Annotated in this window: 19 protein-coding genes; 10 read left to right on the plus strand and 9 right to left on the minus strand. The window is 66.0% G+C overall.

The window, feature by feature from the left end:
- Positions 1-275: 275 nt before the first annotated feature.
- A complete protein-coding gene (locus tag BM252_RS08115; protein ID WP_093386082.1) occupies positions 276-1,496 on the plus strand; it encodes an aspartate aminotransferase type Ic in 1,221 nt (406 codons plus the stop codon).
- A gap of 118 nt (positions 1,497-1,614) precedes the next feature.
- On the opposite strand, the gene BM252_RS08120 is transcribed toward BM252_RS08115, so the two are convergent.
- Positions 1,615-1,896 (minus strand): flagellar protein FliT, encoded by a 282-nt coding sequence (locus tag BM252_RS08120; protein ID WP_093386085.1) that lies wholly within the window; start codon positions 1,894-1,896, stop codon positions 1,615-1,617.
- Between the two features lie 215 nt (positions 1,897-2,111).
- Entirely contained in the window at positions 2,112-2,936 is an 825-nt protein-coding gene (locus BM252_RS08125; RefSeq protein WP_093386087.1) for an HDOD domain-containing protein, read from the minus strand.
- A 193-nt stretch (positions 2,937-3,129) separates the two neighbouring features.
- Here BM252_RS08125 and BM252_RS08130 point away from each other — a divergent pair, with 193 nt between their 5' ends.
- From BM252_RS08130 to BM252_RS08140, 3 genes are all read left to right on the plus strand, one after another.
- Complete coding sequence (locus BM252_RS08130; protein WP_093386090.1) at positions 3,130-3,354, plus strand: hypothetical protein; 225 nt, start codon at positions 3,130-3,132, stop codon at positions 3,352-3,354.
- Positions 3,355-3,400: 46 nt separating this feature from the next.
- Complete coding sequence (locus BM252_RS08135) at positions 3,401-4,036, plus strand: class I SAM-dependent methyltransferase (protein WP_093386092.1); 636 nt, start codon at positions 3,401-3,403, stop codon at positions 4,034-4,036.
- A gap of 121 nt (positions 4,037-4,157) precedes the next feature.
- Positions 4,158-4,343: a CsbD family protein gene (locus BM252_RS08140; protein WP_093386095.1), complete on the plus strand. Its 186-nt coding sequence runs from the start codon at positions 4,158-4,160 to the stop codon at positions 4,341-4,343.
- 111 nt (positions 4,344-4,454) lie between these two features.
- On the opposite strand, the gene BM252_RS08145 is transcribed toward BM252_RS08140, so the two are convergent.
- The 4 genes from BM252_RS08145 to BM252_RS08160 form a co-directional block, all read right to left on the minus strand.
- A complete protein-coding gene (locus BM252_RS08145) occupies positions 4,455-4,949 on the minus strand; it encodes an Hcp family type VI secretion system effector (RefSeq protein ID WP_093386098.1) in 495 nt (164 codons plus the stop codon).
- Positions 4,950-5,079: 130 nt separating this feature from the next.
- Positions 5,080-5,511, minus strand: coding sequence for a DUF2442 domain-containing protein (locus BM252_RS08150; protein WP_093386100.1), 432 nt, complete (start codon positions 5,509-5,511; stop codon positions 5,080-5,082).
- A 228-nt stretch (positions 5,512-5,739) separates the two neighbouring features.
- The gene (locus BM252_RS08155; RefSeq protein ID WP_093386103.1) at positions 5,740-7,950 is read right to left on the minus strand and encodes a S9 family peptidase; all 2,211 of its coding nucleotides are present in this window, start codon (positions 7,948-7,950) and stop codon (positions 5,740-5,742) included.
- Between the two features lie 217 nt (positions 7,951-8,167).
- Positions 8,168-9,550: an MATE family efflux transporter gene (locus tag BM252_RS08160; RefSeq protein WP_093386105.1), complete on the minus strand. Its 1,383-nt coding sequence runs from the start codon at positions 9,548-9,550 to the stop codon at positions 8,168-8,170.
- A gap of 177 nt (positions 9,551-9,727) precedes the next feature.
- Here BM252_RS08160 and BM252_RS08165 point away from each other — a divergent pair, with 177 nt between their 5' ends.
- The 3 genes from BM252_RS08165 (at position 9,728) to BM252_RS08175 (ending at position 11,706) form a co-directional block, all read left to right on the plus strand.
- Positions 9,728-10,360, plus strand: coding sequence for a beta/gamma crystallin family protein (locus BM252_RS08165; protein WP_093386108.1), 633 nt, complete (start codon positions 9,728-9,730; stop codon positions 10,358-10,360).
- A 104-nt stretch (positions 10,361-10,464) separates the two neighbouring features.
- Positions 10,465-11,391 (plus strand): DnaJ C-terminal domain-containing protein, encoded by a 927-nt coding sequence (locus tag BM252_RS08170; protein ID WP_093386110.1) that lies wholly within the window; start codon positions 10,465-10,467, stop codon positions 11,389-11,391.
- Positions 11,392-11,394: 3 nt separating this feature from the next.
- The gene (locus BM252_RS08175) at positions 11,395-11,706 is read left to right on the plus strand and encodes a chaperone modulator CbpM (protein WP_093386113.1); all 312 of its coding nucleotides are present in this window, start codon (positions 11,395-11,397) and stop codon (positions 11,704-11,706) included.
- A gap of 73 nt (positions 11,707-11,779) precedes the next feature.
- Here BM252_RS08175 and BM252_RS08180 read toward each other — a convergent pair whose 3' ends face one another.
- Positions 11,780-12,715 carry a LysR family transcriptional regulator gene (locus BM252_RS08180; protein ID WP_093386116.1) on the minus strand — a complete coding sequence of 312 codons (936 nt, stop codon included), beginning with the start codon at positions 12,713-12,715 and terminating at the stop codon, positions 11,780-11,782.
- 151 nt (positions 12,716-12,866) lie between these two features.
- On the opposite strand from BM252_RS08180, the gene BM252_RS08185 reads away from it, so the two are divergent.
- Together BM252_RS08185 and BM252_RS08190 are read left to right on the plus strand one after the other, a co-directional pair.
- Positions 12,867-13,481, plus strand: a complete 615-nt coding sequence (locus BM252_RS08185) for an FMN-dependent NADH-azoreductase (RefSeq protein ID WP_093386118.1) — start codon at positions 12,867-12,869, stop codon at positions 13,479-13,481.
- A gap of 185 nt (positions 13,482-13,666) precedes the next feature.
- Positions 13,667-14,545, plus strand: a complete 879-nt coding sequence (locus BM252_RS08190; protein ID WP_093386121.1) for a cysteine hydrolase family protein — start codon at positions 13,667-13,669, stop codon at positions 14,543-14,545.
- Between the two features lie 106 nt (positions 14,546-14,651).
- Here the strand turns inward: BM252_RS08190 and BM252_RS08195 are convergent, their stop codons facing one another.
- Complete coding sequence (locus BM252_RS08195; RefSeq protein ID WP_093386123.1) at positions 14,652-15,071, minus strand: type II toxin-antitoxin system HicB family antitoxin; 420 nt, start codon at positions 15,069-15,071, stop codon at positions 14,652-14,654.
- Positions 15,072-15,183: 112 nt separating this feature from the next.
- On the minus strand, positions 15,184-15,363 hold the full coding sequence (locus BM252_RS08200; RefSeq protein ID WP_093386126.1) for a type II toxin-antitoxin system HicA family toxin: 180 nt from the start codon (positions 15,361-15,363) through the stop codon (positions 15,184-15,186).
- A 168-nt stretch (positions 15,364-15,531) separates the two neighbouring features.
- On the opposite strand from BM252_RS08200, the gene pncB reads away from it, so the two are divergent.
- Positions 15,532-16,722, plus strand: a complete 1,191-nt coding sequence (gene pncB / locus BM252_RS08205; protein WP_093386127.1) for a nicotinate phosphoribosyltransferase — start codon at positions 15,532-15,534, stop codon at positions 16,720-16,722.
- Positions 16,723-16,753 lie beyond the last annotated feature (31 nt).

Below are 16,753 nucleotides of genomic sequence, written 5' to 3' on the forward strand. Positions count from 1 at the left end.
TACGAACAGGCCCTGGTCCGGCGCAGCCACCAACGATAGTGTGGCGCGGCAATTGGAATGAGCGTTGAAGAAACGACTTGGCCTGGAAGCGGTTTGCGATGCCGACAATGCGCTCGCGAACGCCGGATGCAACCGGCGACGAGGCGACACCAGGAGATACCTGGTGTTCGCTCTCCAGAATTCCCCCCCCCAAGTGATCGTCAGTGCGGCCCACCCGGCCGCACAAGGCTCAATGGTGCCCGCGCCGCAGGCGTGACCCATTTTGAAAGAGCCCCATGACAGCAGCAGACTCCCCATCTCAGCAATACCAGGCTTTCAAGCAACTCGGCCTGAAACTCGACATGTCGCGCGGCAAGCCCGCGCCGGAACAGCTCGACCTGTCCAACGCGCTGATGGAAGCGCTGCCCGGCTACAAGGCGGCCGACGGCACCGACGCGCGCAACTACGGCGGCACCGTCGGCCTGCCGGAGGCGCGCGCGCTGTTCGGCGAGCTGCTCGGCGTGCCGGCCGCGCAAGTGGTGGTCGACAGCAGCGCCAGCCTGTCGCTGATGCACGACGTCATCGTCTACAGCCTGCTGTCCGGCGTGCCCGGCCACGCGCCGTGGATCGCCCAGCAGCCCATCACCTTCCTCTGCCCGGTGCCCGGCTATGACCGCCACTTCGCCATCTGCGAGGCGCGCGGCATCAAGATGATCAACATCCCGATGACCGAGCAGGGACCGGACATGGACCTGGTCGAACGCCTGGTGGCGGCCGACGCCAGCATCAAGGGCATGTGGTGCGTGCCGAAGTACAGCAACCCGGGTGGCGTGGTGTTCTCGGACGAGGTGGTGCGCCGCCTGGCCGCGATGCGGACGGCGGCGCCGGACTTCCGCCTGCTGTGGGACGACGCCTACCGCTTCCACCATCTGGGTGAAGAGAAGCGCGCCTGCGCCAGCATCCTCGACGCCTGCGCCGCCGCCGGCAACCCGGACCGCGCCATCGTCTTCGCCTCCAGCTCGAAGATTAGCTGGGCCGGCTCCGGCGTCGCCGCCCTGGCCGCCTCGCCGGCCAACATCGCCTGGTGGACCGGCCATTCCGGCATCCGCAGCATCGGCCCGGACAAAATCAACCAGCTGCGCCATGTGCGCCTGCTGAAGGACAGCGCCACCGTGGAGGCGCTGATGGAGCGCCACCGCCTGCTGCTCAAGCCGAAGTTCGACGCCGTGCTGGCGCAGTTCGAGCGCCTGCTGGGCAAGGTCGACGGCGTCAGCTGGACCCGTCCCGACGGCGGCTACTTCATCGACCTGGTGACGCCGAACGGCATGGCCAAGCGCACCGTCGCGCTGGCCAAGGAGGCCGGCATCACGCTGACCCCGGCCGGCGCCGCCTACCCCTACGGCCGCGACCCGGACGACAGCCACATCCGCATCGCGCCGAGCTTCCCCTCGCTCGACGAGATCACCAAGGCGGCCGAGGGCATCGCCCTGGCGCTGCTGACGGCCATCGCCGAGTAAAGAAGGGGCGGGGGGCGCGGCGCTGCCGCGTCCGCCGCCGCCAGGCCGCATCCCGGCATGCCTGTCCCAGAAACGAAAAAAGCGCCCGAGGGCGCTTTTCTATTGGGCGGACGGCGTCTTACTGACGCTGCGACAGGCCGGGAACCTGGTTCATCCAAGGCTCGGTGACGTCGCGGATGGCGCGGTCGTTGGCGAGGATTTGTTTCAGCAGGTCGATCTTGCGCAGGCGCGGCGCGCCGCTCAGGGCGGGTACGCCGGCGGCGGCACCGCGTGCCTCGGAGGCGCACTGGCCTTCCAGCTGGCGCAGGCCGTCCCAATCGCTCATGCGGGCAGCCGCCACCATCTGATTGCTCAGGCCGGCTATATTTTCGTACATCGACAACACTTCGGTGGAGGTCATGAGCGCACCCTGGAAAATGGAAAAAGACTACTGCCTGTCCAGATTAACGACGTGCATTTGGGAAACTTGAGGGCTACTTTGAAATTAATTCAGATATTTTCGAAAATAATCACCAAAAGCCGGTAAGGATGAGGGTAAATGCTGTCGAAAAAGCAAAAAAGGCCGGACACGCAGCGTTGCGTGTCCGGCCTCCGTCGCCGCCAAGGGCGGAAAGCTTAGCGCACCAGGTCTTCCAAACCGGCGCTCAGTTCGTCCGGCGACGGCATCTTGTCGACCAGCGCGTTCGGCGCCAGGCCGAGGGCGTCGGCGATCTCGGTCGGGTAGCAGGAGGCGATTTCCTCTTCCGTCAGCTTGCCGTCCTCGACGCGGGCGCGCCAGGCCGCCAGGTGCACCACGGCGGCCAGGCGGTTGACTTCCGGCGTCAGCGGGTTGGGGAAGGCGCTGATGGTTTCCGAGAAGGAGGCCGGGAACTTCCAGCGGCGCGCCAGCTCGGCGCCGACGTCGGCGAAGCTGTAGCCAAAGGAGCTCATCTCGGCGTCGATGCGGCGCGAGTCGAGCGGACCGGCGACCTTGTCGAGCGCCATCGCCTGTTCCGGCATCGCCGAGTGGATCACCAGCTGGCCGATCGAATGCATCATGCCGATGGTGAAGGCCAGGTCGGTGTTCTCGCCGCACTGCTTGGCGATCCACTTGGCCGAGACGGCGGTGTGCAGGCTGTAGCGCCAGAATTGTTTTAAATCAAGGCCGGGCACGGTCTTGAAGCCGCTTACCAGGCCCGAGCTGATGACCAGCGTGCGCACGGTGACGAAACCGAGCATCAGTACGGCGTCCTCGACGGTGCCGATGGAGCGCGAGACATGGTAGTAGGCCGAGTTGGCCAGGCGCAGCAGTTTGGCGCTCAGCACCGGATCCGTCGACAATTTCTTCGCGATCTCCTCGGTGGAAACGCTGGCCTTGTCAAAGCTGCTGATCAGCTCCTCGACGACCTTGGGAGCGGTGGGCAACGCAGTTGGATTCTGGAACAGTGCATCAAGTTTCATATTTTTCTCCTCATAGGAATTCGCGTTGCTACCGGTGAACTATATAACCATTCCCAGAAGGAAAAAAGGAATTTTGCTGCCGCAGCGTATCTTTTCAAGTGCTGCCGCGACGGCGCCGCGCTTGTTGCTGTCATTTCGCTATCTATTCCGCCAAATCCGCAGTTCGTCGCAGCGCGGCTGACACGCCGCGCTGGTGGCGGACACCAACAGCCGCATCGTCAGGCTGATCGAGGGCGTCGCCGCCGACCCGGCCGCCAGCGCCGAGGCGAAGAAGGTCGCCGCCCTCGACGCCTTCCGCGCCACGCAGCGCGGGCAGCCGGAACCGGCCGACGCCGACCGCCAGTTCTTCACCGGCCCAGAAGCTGTACTTGGCGCCGAAGGACCGCGTGCGCGTCTGGTAGCGGCTCTGGTAAAGTAGCGCGACTGGCGGCGCGCATCGCGGCGCCGCCTTCGCGAGAGCAAGCATGCCCGACCACGACCAGACGCCGATCGAACAGATCACCCAGCTAACCTTGCAGCACTACGAGCGCAGCGCCGAGCAGTTCTTCGCCGGCACCATCGACCACGACGTCCGCCAGAACATCGCCGCGCTGCTCGACGCCATCGAGGCGCCGGCGCCGTTCCACCTCCTCGACCTGGGCTGCGGACCCGGCCGCGATTTAAAAACCTTCGCCGCGCTGGGCCACCACGCCGTCGGCGTCGACGGCTCGGCCCGCTTCGTCGAGATGGCGCGCGCCTTCAGCGGCTGCGAGGTGTGGCAGCAGGACTTCGTCAAACTCGATCTGCCGGCGCAGCGCTACGACGGCGTGTTCGCCAACGCCTCGCTGTTCCACGTGCCGGCGGCGGCGCTGCCGCAGGTGCTGCTCGATCTGCGCGCCTGCCTGAAGCCGGGCGGCGTGCTGTTCAGCTCCAACCCGCGCGGCGACAACCGCGAGGGCTGGAACGGGCCGCGCTACGGCAGCTACCACGACTGGCCGGCCTGGCAGGCCTTCATGGTAGCGGCCGGCTTCCTGCCGCTGAGCCACTACTACCGGCCGCCGGGGCTGCCGCGCGAGCAGCAGCCGTGGCTGGCCAGCGTCTGGCGCAAACCCGCCGAATAAACAATGTTGACGCTCCGTTCGCGAACGCACGGAAGGCCGCGTCCGTCTTCCCTATGATGGTTTCAAGCGCACGGCACAGGCCGTGTACTCAGCTGTTTAACCCATCATCAAGGAGTTCACCATGAACAAGGATCAAGTTAAAGGCACCGCGAAAGACATCGGCGGCAAAATCCAGGAAGAGGCCGGCAAACTGGTCGGTAGTTCGGAACAACAGGCCAAGGGCCTGAACCAGCAAGCGGAAGGCAAGCTGCAAAAAGGCTTGGGCGATGCCAAGGAAGCGGTCAAGAACGTGATCGACAAGATCTGATTGTGCCCGTCGCCCGTCGCTGATTGCGGCGGGCCGACAATGAAAAACAGCCGCGTGACCGCGGCTGTTTTTGCGTGCGCGGCCGCTGCTGCCGGCCGGCGCGGCGCGGCCTCACGCGGCGATGCGGTTGGTCGACAAGTCCCAGCCGCCGGCCGTGTTGCCGCCGGCGCCGCCGGTGATTTTCTGCTGCGTGTAGCGCCACTTGACCTTGGAGAATTTGAGGGAGACGTCCTCGGCCAGGATGTCGCCCTCGGCCACGCTGGGCGAGACCGCGCCGATCAGCACGTTCTCCAGTTCGATCTCGTAGTACTTGACGCGCTCGCCCTGGCCGTCGGCGCGCATGAATTCGATGCGCGCCTTGGGGATGGTCTTGCCGGCGGCGCAGGTTTGCAGCAGCACCGGCGAGGCCAGGTCGGCCAGCTTGTGCAGCACGATGTCCTGGTGCTCGCAGCGTTCGGCGGTGTGGCCGCCGCCGGTCGAAGCGGTGGCCGACTTGGGCTGGCTGACGCCCCAGTTGACCGATTTGCATTCGATCCAATCCTTGTGCTTGTCGTCGGCGGATTCGCCGCGAATACCGTCGATGTGCAGATAAACGTCGATAGCCATAATTCCTCCTGGAATCAATCATTAACGGAGCGGAAGTGCTCCGCAGCGGGCATTATCGAACGCTGAGCAAAATGCTAATTTGTGGTCGCGCAAACAAGGCAGAGAACGCCTGAGGTCGCGGGATAACTGCTTATGGTTCCTCGGCAAGGCTCTTGGCTTTCTTGGGCCGTCCGCCGAGTTTTCCATTGTTGCGCGCTGCGGCCGTCTTTGCCGGAGACGACGATTTTCCACCCGAGCGGCCGTTCTGCGCCGCCATCCAGTTGCGCGAACCGAGGAAACCTTCCAGCAAGGCGGGAATGTAAACATCCGCGTCGATTTTTGGAAAGCGGACACCGAGGCCCGACGGGCTGATTTCGGCCTCGACGAGATCGGCGACCCGTGCGTTCTCGAAACCCTGGACATCGCGAGGGAGGAAAGTAATGTTCAAGCCGCTGTTGAGCGAAATCACGATCCGTGCGGTGCGGCGGTCAAAGCGCGCCGCGATGGCGGTGGGATATGCCGCCTTTTTCTCGGCGCCGCGACGATTCGCCGCGACAAGTTCAGCATCAGTAATGAGGTCCATGAATTTTCCTCCATTCGGGCCGCTAAGCCGATTGTCAATCCGTTTGCCAGCGGATTCGAATAGATCAAAAAAATGGTTCTTCACGGATTAGCGGGGTGCGGACCTTACCCCGTAAGCAAAGGGGTCTGACCCCGTACGGGGTCAGACCCCGTGGCGTATCGGGGTGTGGGGTAAAAAAGCCCGCCATGAAGGCGGGCTTGTGCTGGCGGGCAGCGTCGCCGGCCGGGCCTACTTGGCCTCGCCCAGGTGCTTCTTGAAGAAGGCTTCGATGTTGCCGTAGACGTGGCGCTGCGGGCCGCGACCGGAGATGCCGTGCTTGGCGCCCGGATAGGTCATCAGCTCGAAGCGGACGTTGCGGTTGACCAGGGCGTCGATCATGCGCGTGGTGTTGGTGAACAGCACGTTGTCGTCGGCCATGCCGTGCATCAGCAGCAGCGGCGACTTCAAACCGTCGAGGTGGGCGTAGACGCCGCTGTCGCGGTAACCGTCGACGTTCTCCTTCGGCAGGCCCATGAACTGCTCGGTGTAGTGGGTGTCGTACAGGCTCCAGTCGGTCACCGGCGCCACCGACACGCCCATGGCGATCTTGTCCGAGGCCGCCGCCAGCAGGCGCAGCGTCATGTAGCCGCCGTAGCTCCAGCCGAACACGCCGATGCGCTTGGCGTCGACGAAGCTCTGCTGGCCCAGCCACTCGATGCCGCTCAACTGGTCCTCGATCTCGTGCCGGCCCAGGTGCTGGTAGATGGCGTCGGTGAAGGCGCGCTCGCGGCGGAAGGAGCCACGGTTATCCAGGCGGAAGACGACGAAGCCCTGCTGCGCCATGTACTGGTCGAACAGATTGCCCCATTTGCGCGCCACGTGTTGGGCGTGCGGCCCGCCGTAGGTGGACAGGTAGACCGGGTACTTCTTGAACTGGTTGAAGTTGCTCGGCTTGAGCAGCGAGTAATACAGCGTCTGGCCGTCCTTCGCCTTCAGGCTGCCGTACTCGGTGCGCAGGTGGGCGTCGCGGTAGGCGCCGTAGGGGTGCTTGGCGTTGAGTTCGTTGTGCTCCAACCAAGCGATCATGCTGCCGTCGGGACGGCGGATGCTGACCTGTGGCGGCGTGTCCGGATCGGAGAAGGTGTCGACGAAGACCTCGCCGTTGCGGGCGAAGGCCGAGTCGTGCCAGCCGTCGGCCTGGGTGATGCGCTTGGGCGCGTCGGCCGTGCTGCCGTCGAGCGCCAGCGCGTAGGTCTGCTTGTCGATGACGGCGTCGCGGTTGGAGGCGACGAAGACCTTGCCGGCCTTCTCGTCGACCGCCAGCACGTTGTCGATGCCCCATTCGCCGCGCGAGATGGCGTGCAGCAGCTTGCCGTTCAGGTCGTACAGGTAGAGGTGGTTGCGGCCGCTGCGCTCGGAGGCCCAGATGAAGGCCTCGCGTCCGCCCAGGAAGCGCAGGTCGTCGTGGATGCTGACCCAGGTCTTCGAGGTTTCGGTGATCAGCACGCGCTGCGCCAGCGTGGCGGCGTCGACCGAGACCAGCTCCAGTGTCTTCTGGTCGCGGCTCTGGCGTTGGAACAGCAGGGCCTTGGCGTTGGCGCTCCAGTCGGCGCGCACCAGGTAGATGTCCTGGTTGGCGCCGAGCTCGACCTTGCGCTGCTCGCCCGTGGTCGGCGAGACGATCATCAGCTGCACCAGCGCGTTGGCGTCGCCGGCGGCCGGGTAGCGCTGCTCGATGACGTCGGTGCGGTCGGCGAAGATCTCGAAGCGGCGCACCACCGGCACCGGCGCCTCGTCGTAGCGCTTGTAGGCGATGGCCGAATCGTCCGGCGCCCAGTAGTAGCCGGTGCGCTGGCCCATTTCTTCCTGCGCGACGAATTCGGCCTCGCCGTTGTGCACGGTGCCGGCGCCGTCGCTGGTCAGCTGGCGTTCCTTGCCGCTGGCCAGTTCGATGACGTACAGGTTCTGCTGGCGCACGAAGGAGACGTAGCGGCCCTTCGGCGAGATCTTCGGATCGTAGACGTTGCCGGCGGCGACCAGGCGCGCCTGGTCCGGCTTGGCGATGTCGACCAGGTACAGGTTGCCGGCGATCGGCACCAGCAGCTGCTTGCCGTCCGGCGACCAGGAGTAGCTCAGGATGCCCTTCAGGCTGGAGGTGCGCTCGCGCTCGCGGCGCGCCTTCTCGGCGTCGGACAGCTGCTCGTCGGGCACCAGGACCTTCGAGTCGACCAGGCGCTGCGTGCTGCCGTTCCTCAGGTTGAACTCCCACAGGTCGAGCTGGAACTGGTTGTCGTCGCGGCCGCGCAGGAAGGTCACGCGGGCGCCGTCGGGCGACACCTTCAGATTGCGCACGCCCGGCCCGCCCAGCGCCGGGTCGGCGTGGATGCGGTCCAGGGTCAGGCGTTCGGCGGCGGCGGGACCGCCGGCCAGGGCGGCGAGGAAGCAAAGGATAAAGCGCATGGATGTCTCGTTATGTGAGTGAGGCCGCCGGCCGGCGGCCCGGTAAATGACGCCAGACGATACCAGACATCGGCGCCGATAGCGAGACGGCGGCCTTCGGAATCGCCCGCCGAAAACCGTGTTTCGTTCGGCGCGGGCGAGGCCGCATATGGTTCGCCGTATGCGGCCCCGTATGCCGCCCCGTATGCCGCCCCGTATGGCTCGCGGTATGGCCCGGCTAGGCGCGCAGGCGCCGCAGCGACAGCCGCTGCAGCGAGCCGCTGAGCAGCACGGCGGCGATGGTCAGGCCCAGCACCAGGGCGATCCAGAAGCCTTCGGCCCGCATCGGCTCGGCCGGCGCCCACGGCAGCCCGGCCGGCGCCAGGCCGAGGAGCCAGCCGAGCGGCAGGGCGCAGCCCCAGAAGGCGAACAGCTGGATCAGCATCGGCGAACGGGTCACCTTGTAGCCGCGAATGGCACAGGAGGTGGCCACCTGGGTCGCGTCGGACAGCTGGAACAACGCGGCGAACAGCAGCAGGTGGGCGGCCAGCTCGCGCACCGCCGGGTCGGAGGTGTAGGCGGCGGCGATCTGGTGGCGCAGCAGCACGATCAAGGCCGCCGAGAGCACCGCGAAGCCGAGCGACATGGCCACGCCGACCCAGGCGGCGAAGCGGGCCCGCGCCGGGTTGCCTTCGCCCAGGGCCTGGCCGACGCGGGTGATCAGCGCGATGCCGAAGCTGAGCGGCACCATGAACACCAGCGAGGAGAAGTTCAGCGCGATCTGGTGCGCCGAGATCTGCACCGCGCCGTAGCGGGCGATCAGCAGGCCGACGGCGCCGAAGGCGCTGACCTCGGCGAAGTGGGTGATGCCGATCGGCAGGCCGAGGTGCAGCATGTTCTTGATCTGCGGCCAGTGCGGCGCCTCCCAGCGGCCGAACGGGTAGGTGGCGCGGTAGGCCGGCGCCAGCTTGATCCACACCACCATCGCCGCCAGCATCAGCCACAGGCCGACGCTGGTGGCCACCGCGCAGCCGACCGCGCCCAGCGCCGGGAAGCCCCAGTTGCCGTACACCAGCAGCCAGTTGACGGCGATGTTGAAGAACAGGCCGCCGATGGCGATCAGCATCACCGGCTTGGTCTGGTCGATGCTGGTGCTGTAGCCGTACAGCGCGCGGTAGGCGGCGAACGGCGGCAGGCCCAGGCTGATGATGTGGACGAACAGCGAGGCCTGGGCGTTGACCGTGTCGCTCAGGTACAGGTGGTCGAACAGCAGCGTGGCCAAGTTGGCCAGCAGCGCCGCGATGAGGCCCACGCCGAGGCCCTTCCACAGGCCCTGGCGCACCGCGCGGGGGATCTTGCCGAGCTGGCCGGCGCCGACGTCGTGGGCGACGATGCTGTTCATCGCCATCATCACGCCGGTCACGGTGACCAGGATGATCGACCAGATCGAGGCGCCCAGCGACACCGCCGCCAACTCGTCGGCGCTGGCGTGGCCGGTCATGGCGACGTCGGCCACGCCCATGCCGATGGTGGCCAGCTGGCCGACCAGCATCGGCCAGGCGAGGCGCCACAGGCCGGCGGCTTCGGCGCGGATGGCGGGCAGGGTGAAGGAGGTGGGCATGGCGTGTTCCGCGGGGAAAACCGTAGATTTTACTGTGAATTAACGTTGCCGGCTCGCAAGGTCCGACTCTGGGCAGGCGGCGGGGAAAATGTTACATTTTCATCGATTGCTATTGTCGTCAAGAATGTATGCTGTTGCGTTATTGGCCTTACTTAGATATTTTACAGAGATTCGATTATGAAAAAATTCATCAAAGCCGCCTTGCTGCTGGCCTCGCTGCACCAGGTGGCGGGCCAGGCGGGCGAGTTGACGCTGTTTTCCCGCCCCGATTTCGGCGGCCATGAAGTGAGCCTGCGCGGCGCCACGCCCGACCTGAACCAGTGGGACTTCAACGACCGCGCCTCCAGCGCCGTGGTGCGCTCGGGCGCCTGGGAGGTCTGCGAGCACGCCGATTTCGGCGGCCGCTGCATGATCCTCGAGCGCGGCGAGTATCCGACCCTGCGCCGCTTCGACAACCTGATCTCGTCGGCGCGCGAGCTCGACCGCGGCAACCGCGGCGGCTGGGGCCGCGACCATGGCCGCGACGACGGCAACCGGGGCAACCGCAACGACTACGCCCGCCGAGGCGACGCCGTGATGCTGTTCGAGCACGCCCGCTTCGAGGGCCGCCAAGTCGGCGTGCACAACGACGTGCGCACGCTGCGCGACTTCGACTTCAACGACGTGGTCAGCTCGATCGTCATCACCGACGGCCGTTGGGAGTTCTGCAACGACGCCGACTACGGCGGCCAGTGCATCACCTACGGCCCGGGGCGCTACCCGGTGATCGACATGAACGACCGCATCTCCTCGCTGCGCCGGGTGCGCTGAAAAAACAGCGCCCGGCTTGATGTGGGCAATGGAACGCGCGCCAGGGGTGCGCGTTTTGCGTTAGGCTATACTCGCTGGCGATATGGCAACCTTTGGGAGCGCAAGTGGAATACAAGGACTACTATCAAACGCTGGGCCTGAGCAAGACCGCCACCGAGGACGAGATCAAGAAGGCCTACCGCAAATTGGTGCGCAAGTTCCATCCCGACGTCAGCAAGGAGCCGGACGCGCAAAAGAAAACCCAGGAGCTCAACGAGGCCTACGGCGTGCTGGGCGACGCCGAGAAGCGCGCCGCCTACGACGAACTGGGCAAGGGCCACCAATACCGCGCCGGCCAGGAGTTCCGTCCGCCGCCGGACTGGGGCGCCGGCTTCGGCGGCGCCGGCGGCGCGGGCGCGGGCGACGCCGGCAGCGACTTCTTCGCCGACCTGTTCGCCCATCTGGGCGGGCGCCGCCGCGGCGGCTTCCAGAGCCAGACGCGCGGCGAGGACAGCCACGCCAGCGTGGTGATCGACCTGGCCGACTCCTACCATGGCGCGACGCGCACCATCAAGCTGCGCATCCCCGAGAACGACGGCCACGGCCGCGTCGTCACGCGCGAGCGCACGCTCGACGTCAACATCCCCAAGGGCGTGACGGCGGGCCAGCAGCTGCGCCTGTCCGGCCAGGGCCAGTCCGGCGGCGCCGGGCCGGGCGACCTGTATTTGGAACTGCAGTTCAGCAGCGACCCGCGCTACCGCGTCGAGGGCCGCGACGTGTTCGCCACGGTGCCGGTGGCGCCGTGGGAGGCCGCGCTGGGCCAGGAGATCGACGCGTCCACACCGTCCGGCAAGGTGACCGTGACGGTGCCGGCCGGCTCGCAGAGCGGCCGCAAGCTGCGCCTGAAGGGGCGCGGCATTCCCGGCAATCCGGCCGGCGACCTGTACCTGCTGCTGGAGGTGGTGCTGCCGCCGGCCAGCAGCGCGCGGGCGAAGGAGCTGTATGAAACCATGGCGCGCGAGATGGCCTTCAATCCGCGCGCGGGAGGATGAGCGATGGGGCAATCGGAATTGTTGAGCGGCGTGCTGGTCGATGAGGCCGCGCTGACCGTGGAGGAACTGGCCCGCGCCTGCGCGGTCGAGCCGGACTGGGTGGTGCAGCACGTGCGCACCGGCATCCTGCTGGAGGACGCGGCGGAGCACGCCGGCAGCTGGCGCTTCACCAGCATCGACCTGGTGCGCGCGCGCCGCCTGCGCCAGGTGGAGCGCGACTTCGAGGCCAACGACGACATCGCCGCACTGGTGGTCGACTTGTCGGAGGAGATCCGCCGCCTGCGCGGCCGCATGCGCGCCGCCGGCATCAAGTAGCGGTGGCGCCAGCGCCACCGCCGCTTCGGGCCGGGTAGGCGGCGCGGCGTCCGGCGCCGCCTCAGCCCCGGCCTCAGCCCAGCCGTTTGACGTGGTCGCTGTCGGCCGGCATGCTCGGCTCGAGGTCGAAGAACTGCTGCATCAACCACTTGCCGGCCGGCCCAGGCTCCTCGTCGCCACGGTGGATCACGTACAGCGGGAAGCTGAACGAGTTGCCGTCGTTGATGTCGAGGCGCACCAGCAGGCCGCGCGCCAGGTCGTCCTGGATCAGCTCGAGCGGCATATTGCCCCAGCCTATGCCGCTGCGCAGCAGGTTGTGCTTGGAGCCCAGGTCGCCCAGGCGCCAGTCGCGCAGCGCCTGCACGCCGAAGTCCTGGCCGGCGGTCAGCTTGCTGCGGTCGGTCACCACCAGCTGGATGTGCTCGCGCAGCAGCGCCGTCGGGATCTTGCCCCCGATCTGGGCCAGCGGATGCAGCGGCGAGGCCACCGGCACCATCGTCACGAAGCCGAAACTGCGCCGCTCGATGGTCTCCGGCATGCCCGGCATCCAGCCGCTGATGCCGATGTGGCAGACGCGCTCCATCACCAACTCGGTCACCGCGCCGAGCGCCTCCATGCGCAACCGCATCGACACGGTGGGGAACTCGCGCTGGAAGGCGTGCAGGATCTTCACCAGTGTGCAGGCCGGGAACATCACGTCGACCACCAGCGACACCTCCGCCTCCAACCCGGCCGACAGCGCCTTGGCGCGCGAGCGCATGCCGTCGACCTTCAGCGAGACGGCGCGGGCGTCGGCCAGCAGCGCCTTGCCGGCCTCGGTCAGCACCGGCTTGCGTTTGCTGCGGTCGAGCAGCTCGATGTTGAGCTGCTCCTCCAGGTTGGCGATGGTGTAGCTGATCACCGACTGGGTGCGGTGCAGGGCGCGCGCGGCGTGGGCGAAGCCGCCCTGGTCGATGACGGCGATGAACACGCGCAATTGGTCGAGGGAGGGCAGGCCGGGATCTCGCATAGTCTTATATCGAAAAAATCGATGTTACCGTTCTAGAAGTTAGGGATTCCATAGATATTAAACCCGAACTATGATGGCTGCAACACTCAACGGCGCGCAAGGGTATCGGCAGGCGCCCGAGCTTATCCACTTGATAAAAGGAATCGGCATCATGGCAAACCTACTCTACATCAACAGCAGCGTGCGCAACGCGGGCTCCCTGTCGCGTCAACTGTCGGCGGAATTCATCGCCAAATGGCGCGCCGCCAACCCGGCCGACAGCATCGTCGAGCGCGACCTGGTCAGCCATCCCGTGCCGCACTTGACCGAGCAGATGATGGGCGCCTTCTTCACCCCGGCCGAGGCGCGCAACGCCGAGCAGGCCCACGCCATCAAGATCTCCGACACCCTGGTCGACGAGCTGCTCGTCGCCGACGTCATCGTGCTCGGCGCGCCGATGTACAACTTCTCCGTCAGTTCCGGCCTGAAGGCCTGGATCGACCACGTGCTGCGCGCCGGCCGCACCTTCAAGTACGGCGCCAACGGCCCCGTGGGCCTGTTGACCGGCAAGAAGGTCTACGTCTTCACCGCCAGCGGCGGCGTCTACAGCGAAGGCCCGGCCGCCGCCTATGACTTCCTCGCCACCTATCTGCGCACCGCGCTCGGCTTCATCGGCCTGAGCGACGTCACCTTCGTGCAAGCCGAGGGCGTGGCGATGGGCGAAGAGGCCGTCGCCAACACCCTGGCCAAGGGCCGCAGCAAGATCGAGGAGCTGGTCGCAGCCTAAGCGCCGCGCCGGCTGGCGCTTGCCGGCGAGCCGCGCCGGCCGCCCCGCGCGGCCCATCATCGCCGCCAGCATCGCAATCACGGTTGCAGCCATCGCCATGCGGCGCACGCATGGCGATTTTTCTTTGGGTTTTTCGCATTGTTGCCTTTATCATGCAGAACACGTCCGTGCTCTGGAGCCTCATCATGAAACGCAATCTGCATCTGCTCATCATCGACCCGCAAAACGATTTCTGCGACCTGCCGTCCGGCTACCGGCCGGAGAATCCGGCCACCCGCACGGCGCAGGCGCCGGCGCTGCCGGTGTCCGGCGCGCACCAGGACATGCTGCGCCTGGCCGGCCTGATCAATCGCGGCCGCCAGGGTCTGTCGGCCATCAGCGTCACGCTCGACGCCCACCACCGCTTCGACATCGCCCACCCGACCTTCTGGGCCGGGCCGAACGGCGCCCCGGTGGCGCCGTTCACGCCGATCTCCGCCGCCGACGTGCGCGCCGCCCGCTACCTGCCGCGCAACGGCGCCACCGAGCGCGCGCTGGCCTACCTCGACGCGCTCGAGGCAGCCGGCCGCTACAGGTTGATGGTGTGGCCGGTGCACTGCGAGATCGGCAGCTGGGGCGGCTGCGTCCACGACGACGTGCGCGCCGCCTACAACCGCTGGGAGGACGCCTCGCTGGGCGTGGTCGGCAAGCTGCTCAAGGGTTCCAATCCGTGGACCGAGCACTATTCGGCGGTGATGGCCGAGGTGCCCGACGCGGCCGACCCGGCCACCGAGCTGAACCTCGCCTTCCTCGACAGCCTGGCGCCGGCCGAGCAGATCTACATCGCCGGCGAGGCCGGCAGCCACTGCGTCAAGGCCAGCGTCGAGCACATCGCCGGCCACTTCGCCGAGCGCTTCGGCGAAGCCGCGCTGGCGCGGCTGGCGCTGCTGACCGATTGCATCAGCCCGGTGGCCGGCTTCGAGCCGCAGTACCACGACTTCCTCGCCGCCATGCAGGCGCGCGGCGTGCAGCTGGTGCAGTCGGGCGAGGTGCTGCAGGAGCTGCTGAGAAACGCCGGGCGCTGAACACAAGAGAAAAAATGTCCACTGTAGATTGAACTGTCCCCAAAGCTTGGACACCGGCTTTTGGGGGCAGCCCAGATGCGTGGGCATTTTTCTGAGTGATAGTGAACTACTTCAACCCGACCACCAAGGTCTTGCCCAATACCTTGGCGGCTTGCTCGACGAATTCAATTTTCGAAGAGTGCTTAAGATCGAAAAGACGATCGACTTGAGGTGTGTGGACGTTGAGCATGCGCGCCAGATCGGCCTTGCGCAATTTTTGTGCGTACATCTCGTTCCACAGCAGTACCTTCGCTGTTTCGAGCGCGGGCAATGCCACAAGGTGCTGCCCTGGCTCAGGCACGGATGGCGCAGGCACAGGGCGGCGCTCATCGAAGTAGATTTCGAGTGCAGACTCAAGCGCGTCGACGGCATTTTTCAAGGCATCTTCGATATTGTCGCCAACCGAATTTGCCTCAGGGAAGTCGGGAAAACCGACCAAGTAGGTGCCGTTCGTATCTGGCACGAGTGTCACTGGATAATTCAGCATGGATCGCCTCTATGTTCGGTAAGGGGGCACACTATGCTCATGTGCGGAATGCATTTTCTTCAGAGGATCTATTCTGCCGCGCGAGGATGAGAAAACCCCATCCGGGGCTTTCTCACTTCAGTCCAAGGTCTTTCTTAATCTTCTCTACCAGCCCCGTTCCCATTTCTTGCGCTCCATGGTACGGGAAGACTGTTGATCGGCCATTCAGAGATACCTTATGGTGACTTCCTTTGGCAGGGGTGAAGACTGCACCCTGCTTCTCAAGCCACCGCCGGAACTCGCTGTACTTCATACATTCCCTTTCACTTGAATGGTAAATGGATGGTACAACAAATATGTTGTGTTCTCAATGCTGGTCGCAACATATTTGTTGTGTTGTTATTGGCGTACAGCCCATCCTACCCCCTGTATGGCGTAAGATATTGGCTCGATGCAACCGGAGAGCGAATTGACTATGCCCATGGCGCCTATCGTGCGCAGCCTGCTGGAAACCGACCTGTACAAGTTCACCATGTGGCAGGCGCTGCTGCACAGCCATCCCAACTCGCACACCGAATACGAGTTCGTCTGCCGCAACAGCCCGGTGTTCCCGCTGGCCGAGCTGAAGGACGCCGTCGAACGCGAGCTCGACCACCTGTGCAGCATGGCCTTCGCCGAGGACGAGCTGGACTACCTGCGCTCGCTGCGCTACATCAAGAGCGACTTCGTCGACTTCCTCACCGTGTTCCGCTTCCAGCGCAAGTTCATCCGCGTCAGCGCCGAGGGCGACATGCTGCGCATCCACGCCGCCGGGCCGCAGGTGCACGTGATGGCCTTCGAGATCTTCGTGCTCTACATCGTCAACGAGCTGTACTTCCGCCGCTTCGACGGCGCCGCCGCGCTGGCCGAGGGCCGCGCCCGGCTCGACGGCAAGATCGCCGCGCTGCGCGCCTTCGGCCAACAGCCGGCGTTGCGCCACCCCTTCGAGTTCTCCGACTTCGGCGTGCGCCGCCGCTTCTCCGCCGCCTGGCACGACGAGGTGGTGTTCCGCCTGGCGCAGGAGGTGCCGCAGTACTTCAAGGGCACCTCCAACGTCTACCTGGCCAAGCGCTTCGGCCTGGTCCCCATCGGCACCATGGCGCACGAGTACATGCAGTCCTTCCAGGCCTTCGGCGTGCGCCTGCGCGACTTCCAGAAGGCGGCGCTGGAGGCCTGGGTGCAGGAGTACCGGGGCGACCTGGGCGTGGCGCTGACCGACGTGGTCGGCATGGACGCCTTCCTCGACGACTTCGACCTGTACTTCGCCAAGCTGTTCGACGGCCTGCGCCACGACTCCGGCGACCCGGTGGTTTGGGGCGAGAAGGCGCTGGCCCACTACGCCGCGCTGCGCATCGACGGCAACAGCAAGCGCCTGGTGTTCTCCGACGGCCTCGACCTGGAGCGCGCCTTCGCGCTGTACCGCCACTTCGCCGGGCGCATCATGACCGGCTTCGGCATCGGCACCAACCTGACCAACGACGTCGGCCTGGCCCCGCTCAACATCGTCATGAAGCTGGTGGCCTGCAACGGCCAGTCGGTGGCCAAGCTGTCCGACTCGCCCGGCAAGACGCTGTGCAAGGACGAGACCTTCCTGGCCTACCTGCGCCAGGTGTTCCACCACCCAGCGCAGTAAGCCGGCGGGGCGCGGCCGGCGTGGGCGATTG

This window comes from Rugamonas rubra, assembly GCF_900114705.1.
GTDB lineage: Bacteria > Pseudomonadota > Gammaproteobacteria > Burkholderiales > Burkholderiaceae_D > Rugamonas > Rugamonas rubra.

What these genes read in the sequence shown, in the direction of transcription:
- BM252_RS08115 (WP_093386082.1), top strand. Translation starts at nt 276, where the DNA reads ATGACAGCAGCAGACTCCCCATCTCAGCAATACCAGGCTTTCAAGCAA.
- BM252_RS08120 (WP_093386085.1), bottom strand. Translation starts at nt 1,896, where the DNA reads ATGACCTCCACCGAAGTGTTGTCGATGTACGAAAATATAGCCGGCCTG.
- BM252_RS08125 (WP_093386087.1), bottom strand. Translation starts at nt 2,936, where the DNA reads ATGAAACTTGATGCACTGTTCCAGAATCCAACTGCGTTGCCCACCGCT.
- BM252_RS08135 (WP_093386092.1), top strand. Translation starts at nt 3,401, where the DNA reads ATGCCCGACCACGACCAGACGCCGATCGAACAGATCACCCAGCTAACC.
- BM252_RS08140 (WP_093386095.1), top strand. Translation starts at nt 4,158, where the DNA reads ATGAACAAGGATCAAGTTAAAGGCACCGCGAAAGACATCGGCGGCAAA.
- BM252_RS08145 (WP_093386098.1), bottom strand. Translation starts at nt 4,949, where the DNA reads ATGGCTATCGACGTTTATCTGCACATCGACGGTATTCGCGGCGAATCC.
- BM252_RS08150 (WP_093386100.1), bottom strand. Translation starts at nt 5,511, where the DNA reads ATGGACCTCATTACTGATGCTGAACTTGTCGCGGCGAATCGTCGCGGC.
- BM252_RS08155 (WP_093386103.1), bottom strand. Translation starts at nt 7,950, where the DNA reads ATGCGCTTTATCCTTTGCTTCCTCGCCGCCCTGGCCGGCGGTCCCGCC.
- BM252_RS08160 (WP_093386105.1), bottom strand. Translation starts at nt 9,550, where the DNA reads ATGCCCACCTCCTTCACCCTGCCCGCCATCCGCGCCGAAGCCGCCGGC.
- BM252_RS08165 (WP_093386108.1), top strand. Translation starts at nt 9,728, where the DNA reads ATGAAAAAATTCATCAAAGCCGCCTTGCTGCTGGCCTCGCTGCACCAG.
- BM252_RS08175 (WP_093386113.1), top strand. Translation starts at nt 11,395, where the DNA reads ATGGGGCAATCGGAATTGTTGAGCGGCGTGCTGGTCGATGAGGCCGCG.
- BM252_RS08180 (WP_093386116.1), bottom strand. Translation starts at nt 12,715, where the DNA reads ATGCGAGATCCCGGCCTGCCCTCCCTCGACCAATTGCGCGTGTTCATC.
- BM252_RS08185 (WP_093386118.1), top strand. Translation starts at nt 12,867, where the DNA reads ATGGCAAACCTACTCTACATCAACAGCAGCGTGCGCAACGCGGGCTCC.
- BM252_RS08190 (WP_093386121.1), top strand. Translation starts at nt 13,667, where the DNA reads ATGAAACGCAATCTGCATCTGCTCATCATCGACCCGCAAAACGATTTC.
- BM252_RS08195 (WP_093386123.1), bottom strand. Translation starts at nt 15,071, where the DNA reads ATGCTGAATTATCCAGTGACACTCGTGCCAGATACGAACGGCACCTAC.
- BM252_RS08200 (WP_093386126.1), bottom strand. Translation starts at nt 15,363, where the DNA reads ATGAAGTACAGCGAGTTCCGGCGGTGGCTTGAGAAGCAGGGTGCAGTC.
- pncB (WP_093386127.1), top strand. Translation starts at nt 15,532, where the DNA reads ATGGCGCCTATCGTGCGCAGCCTGCTGGAAACCGACCTGTACAAGTTC.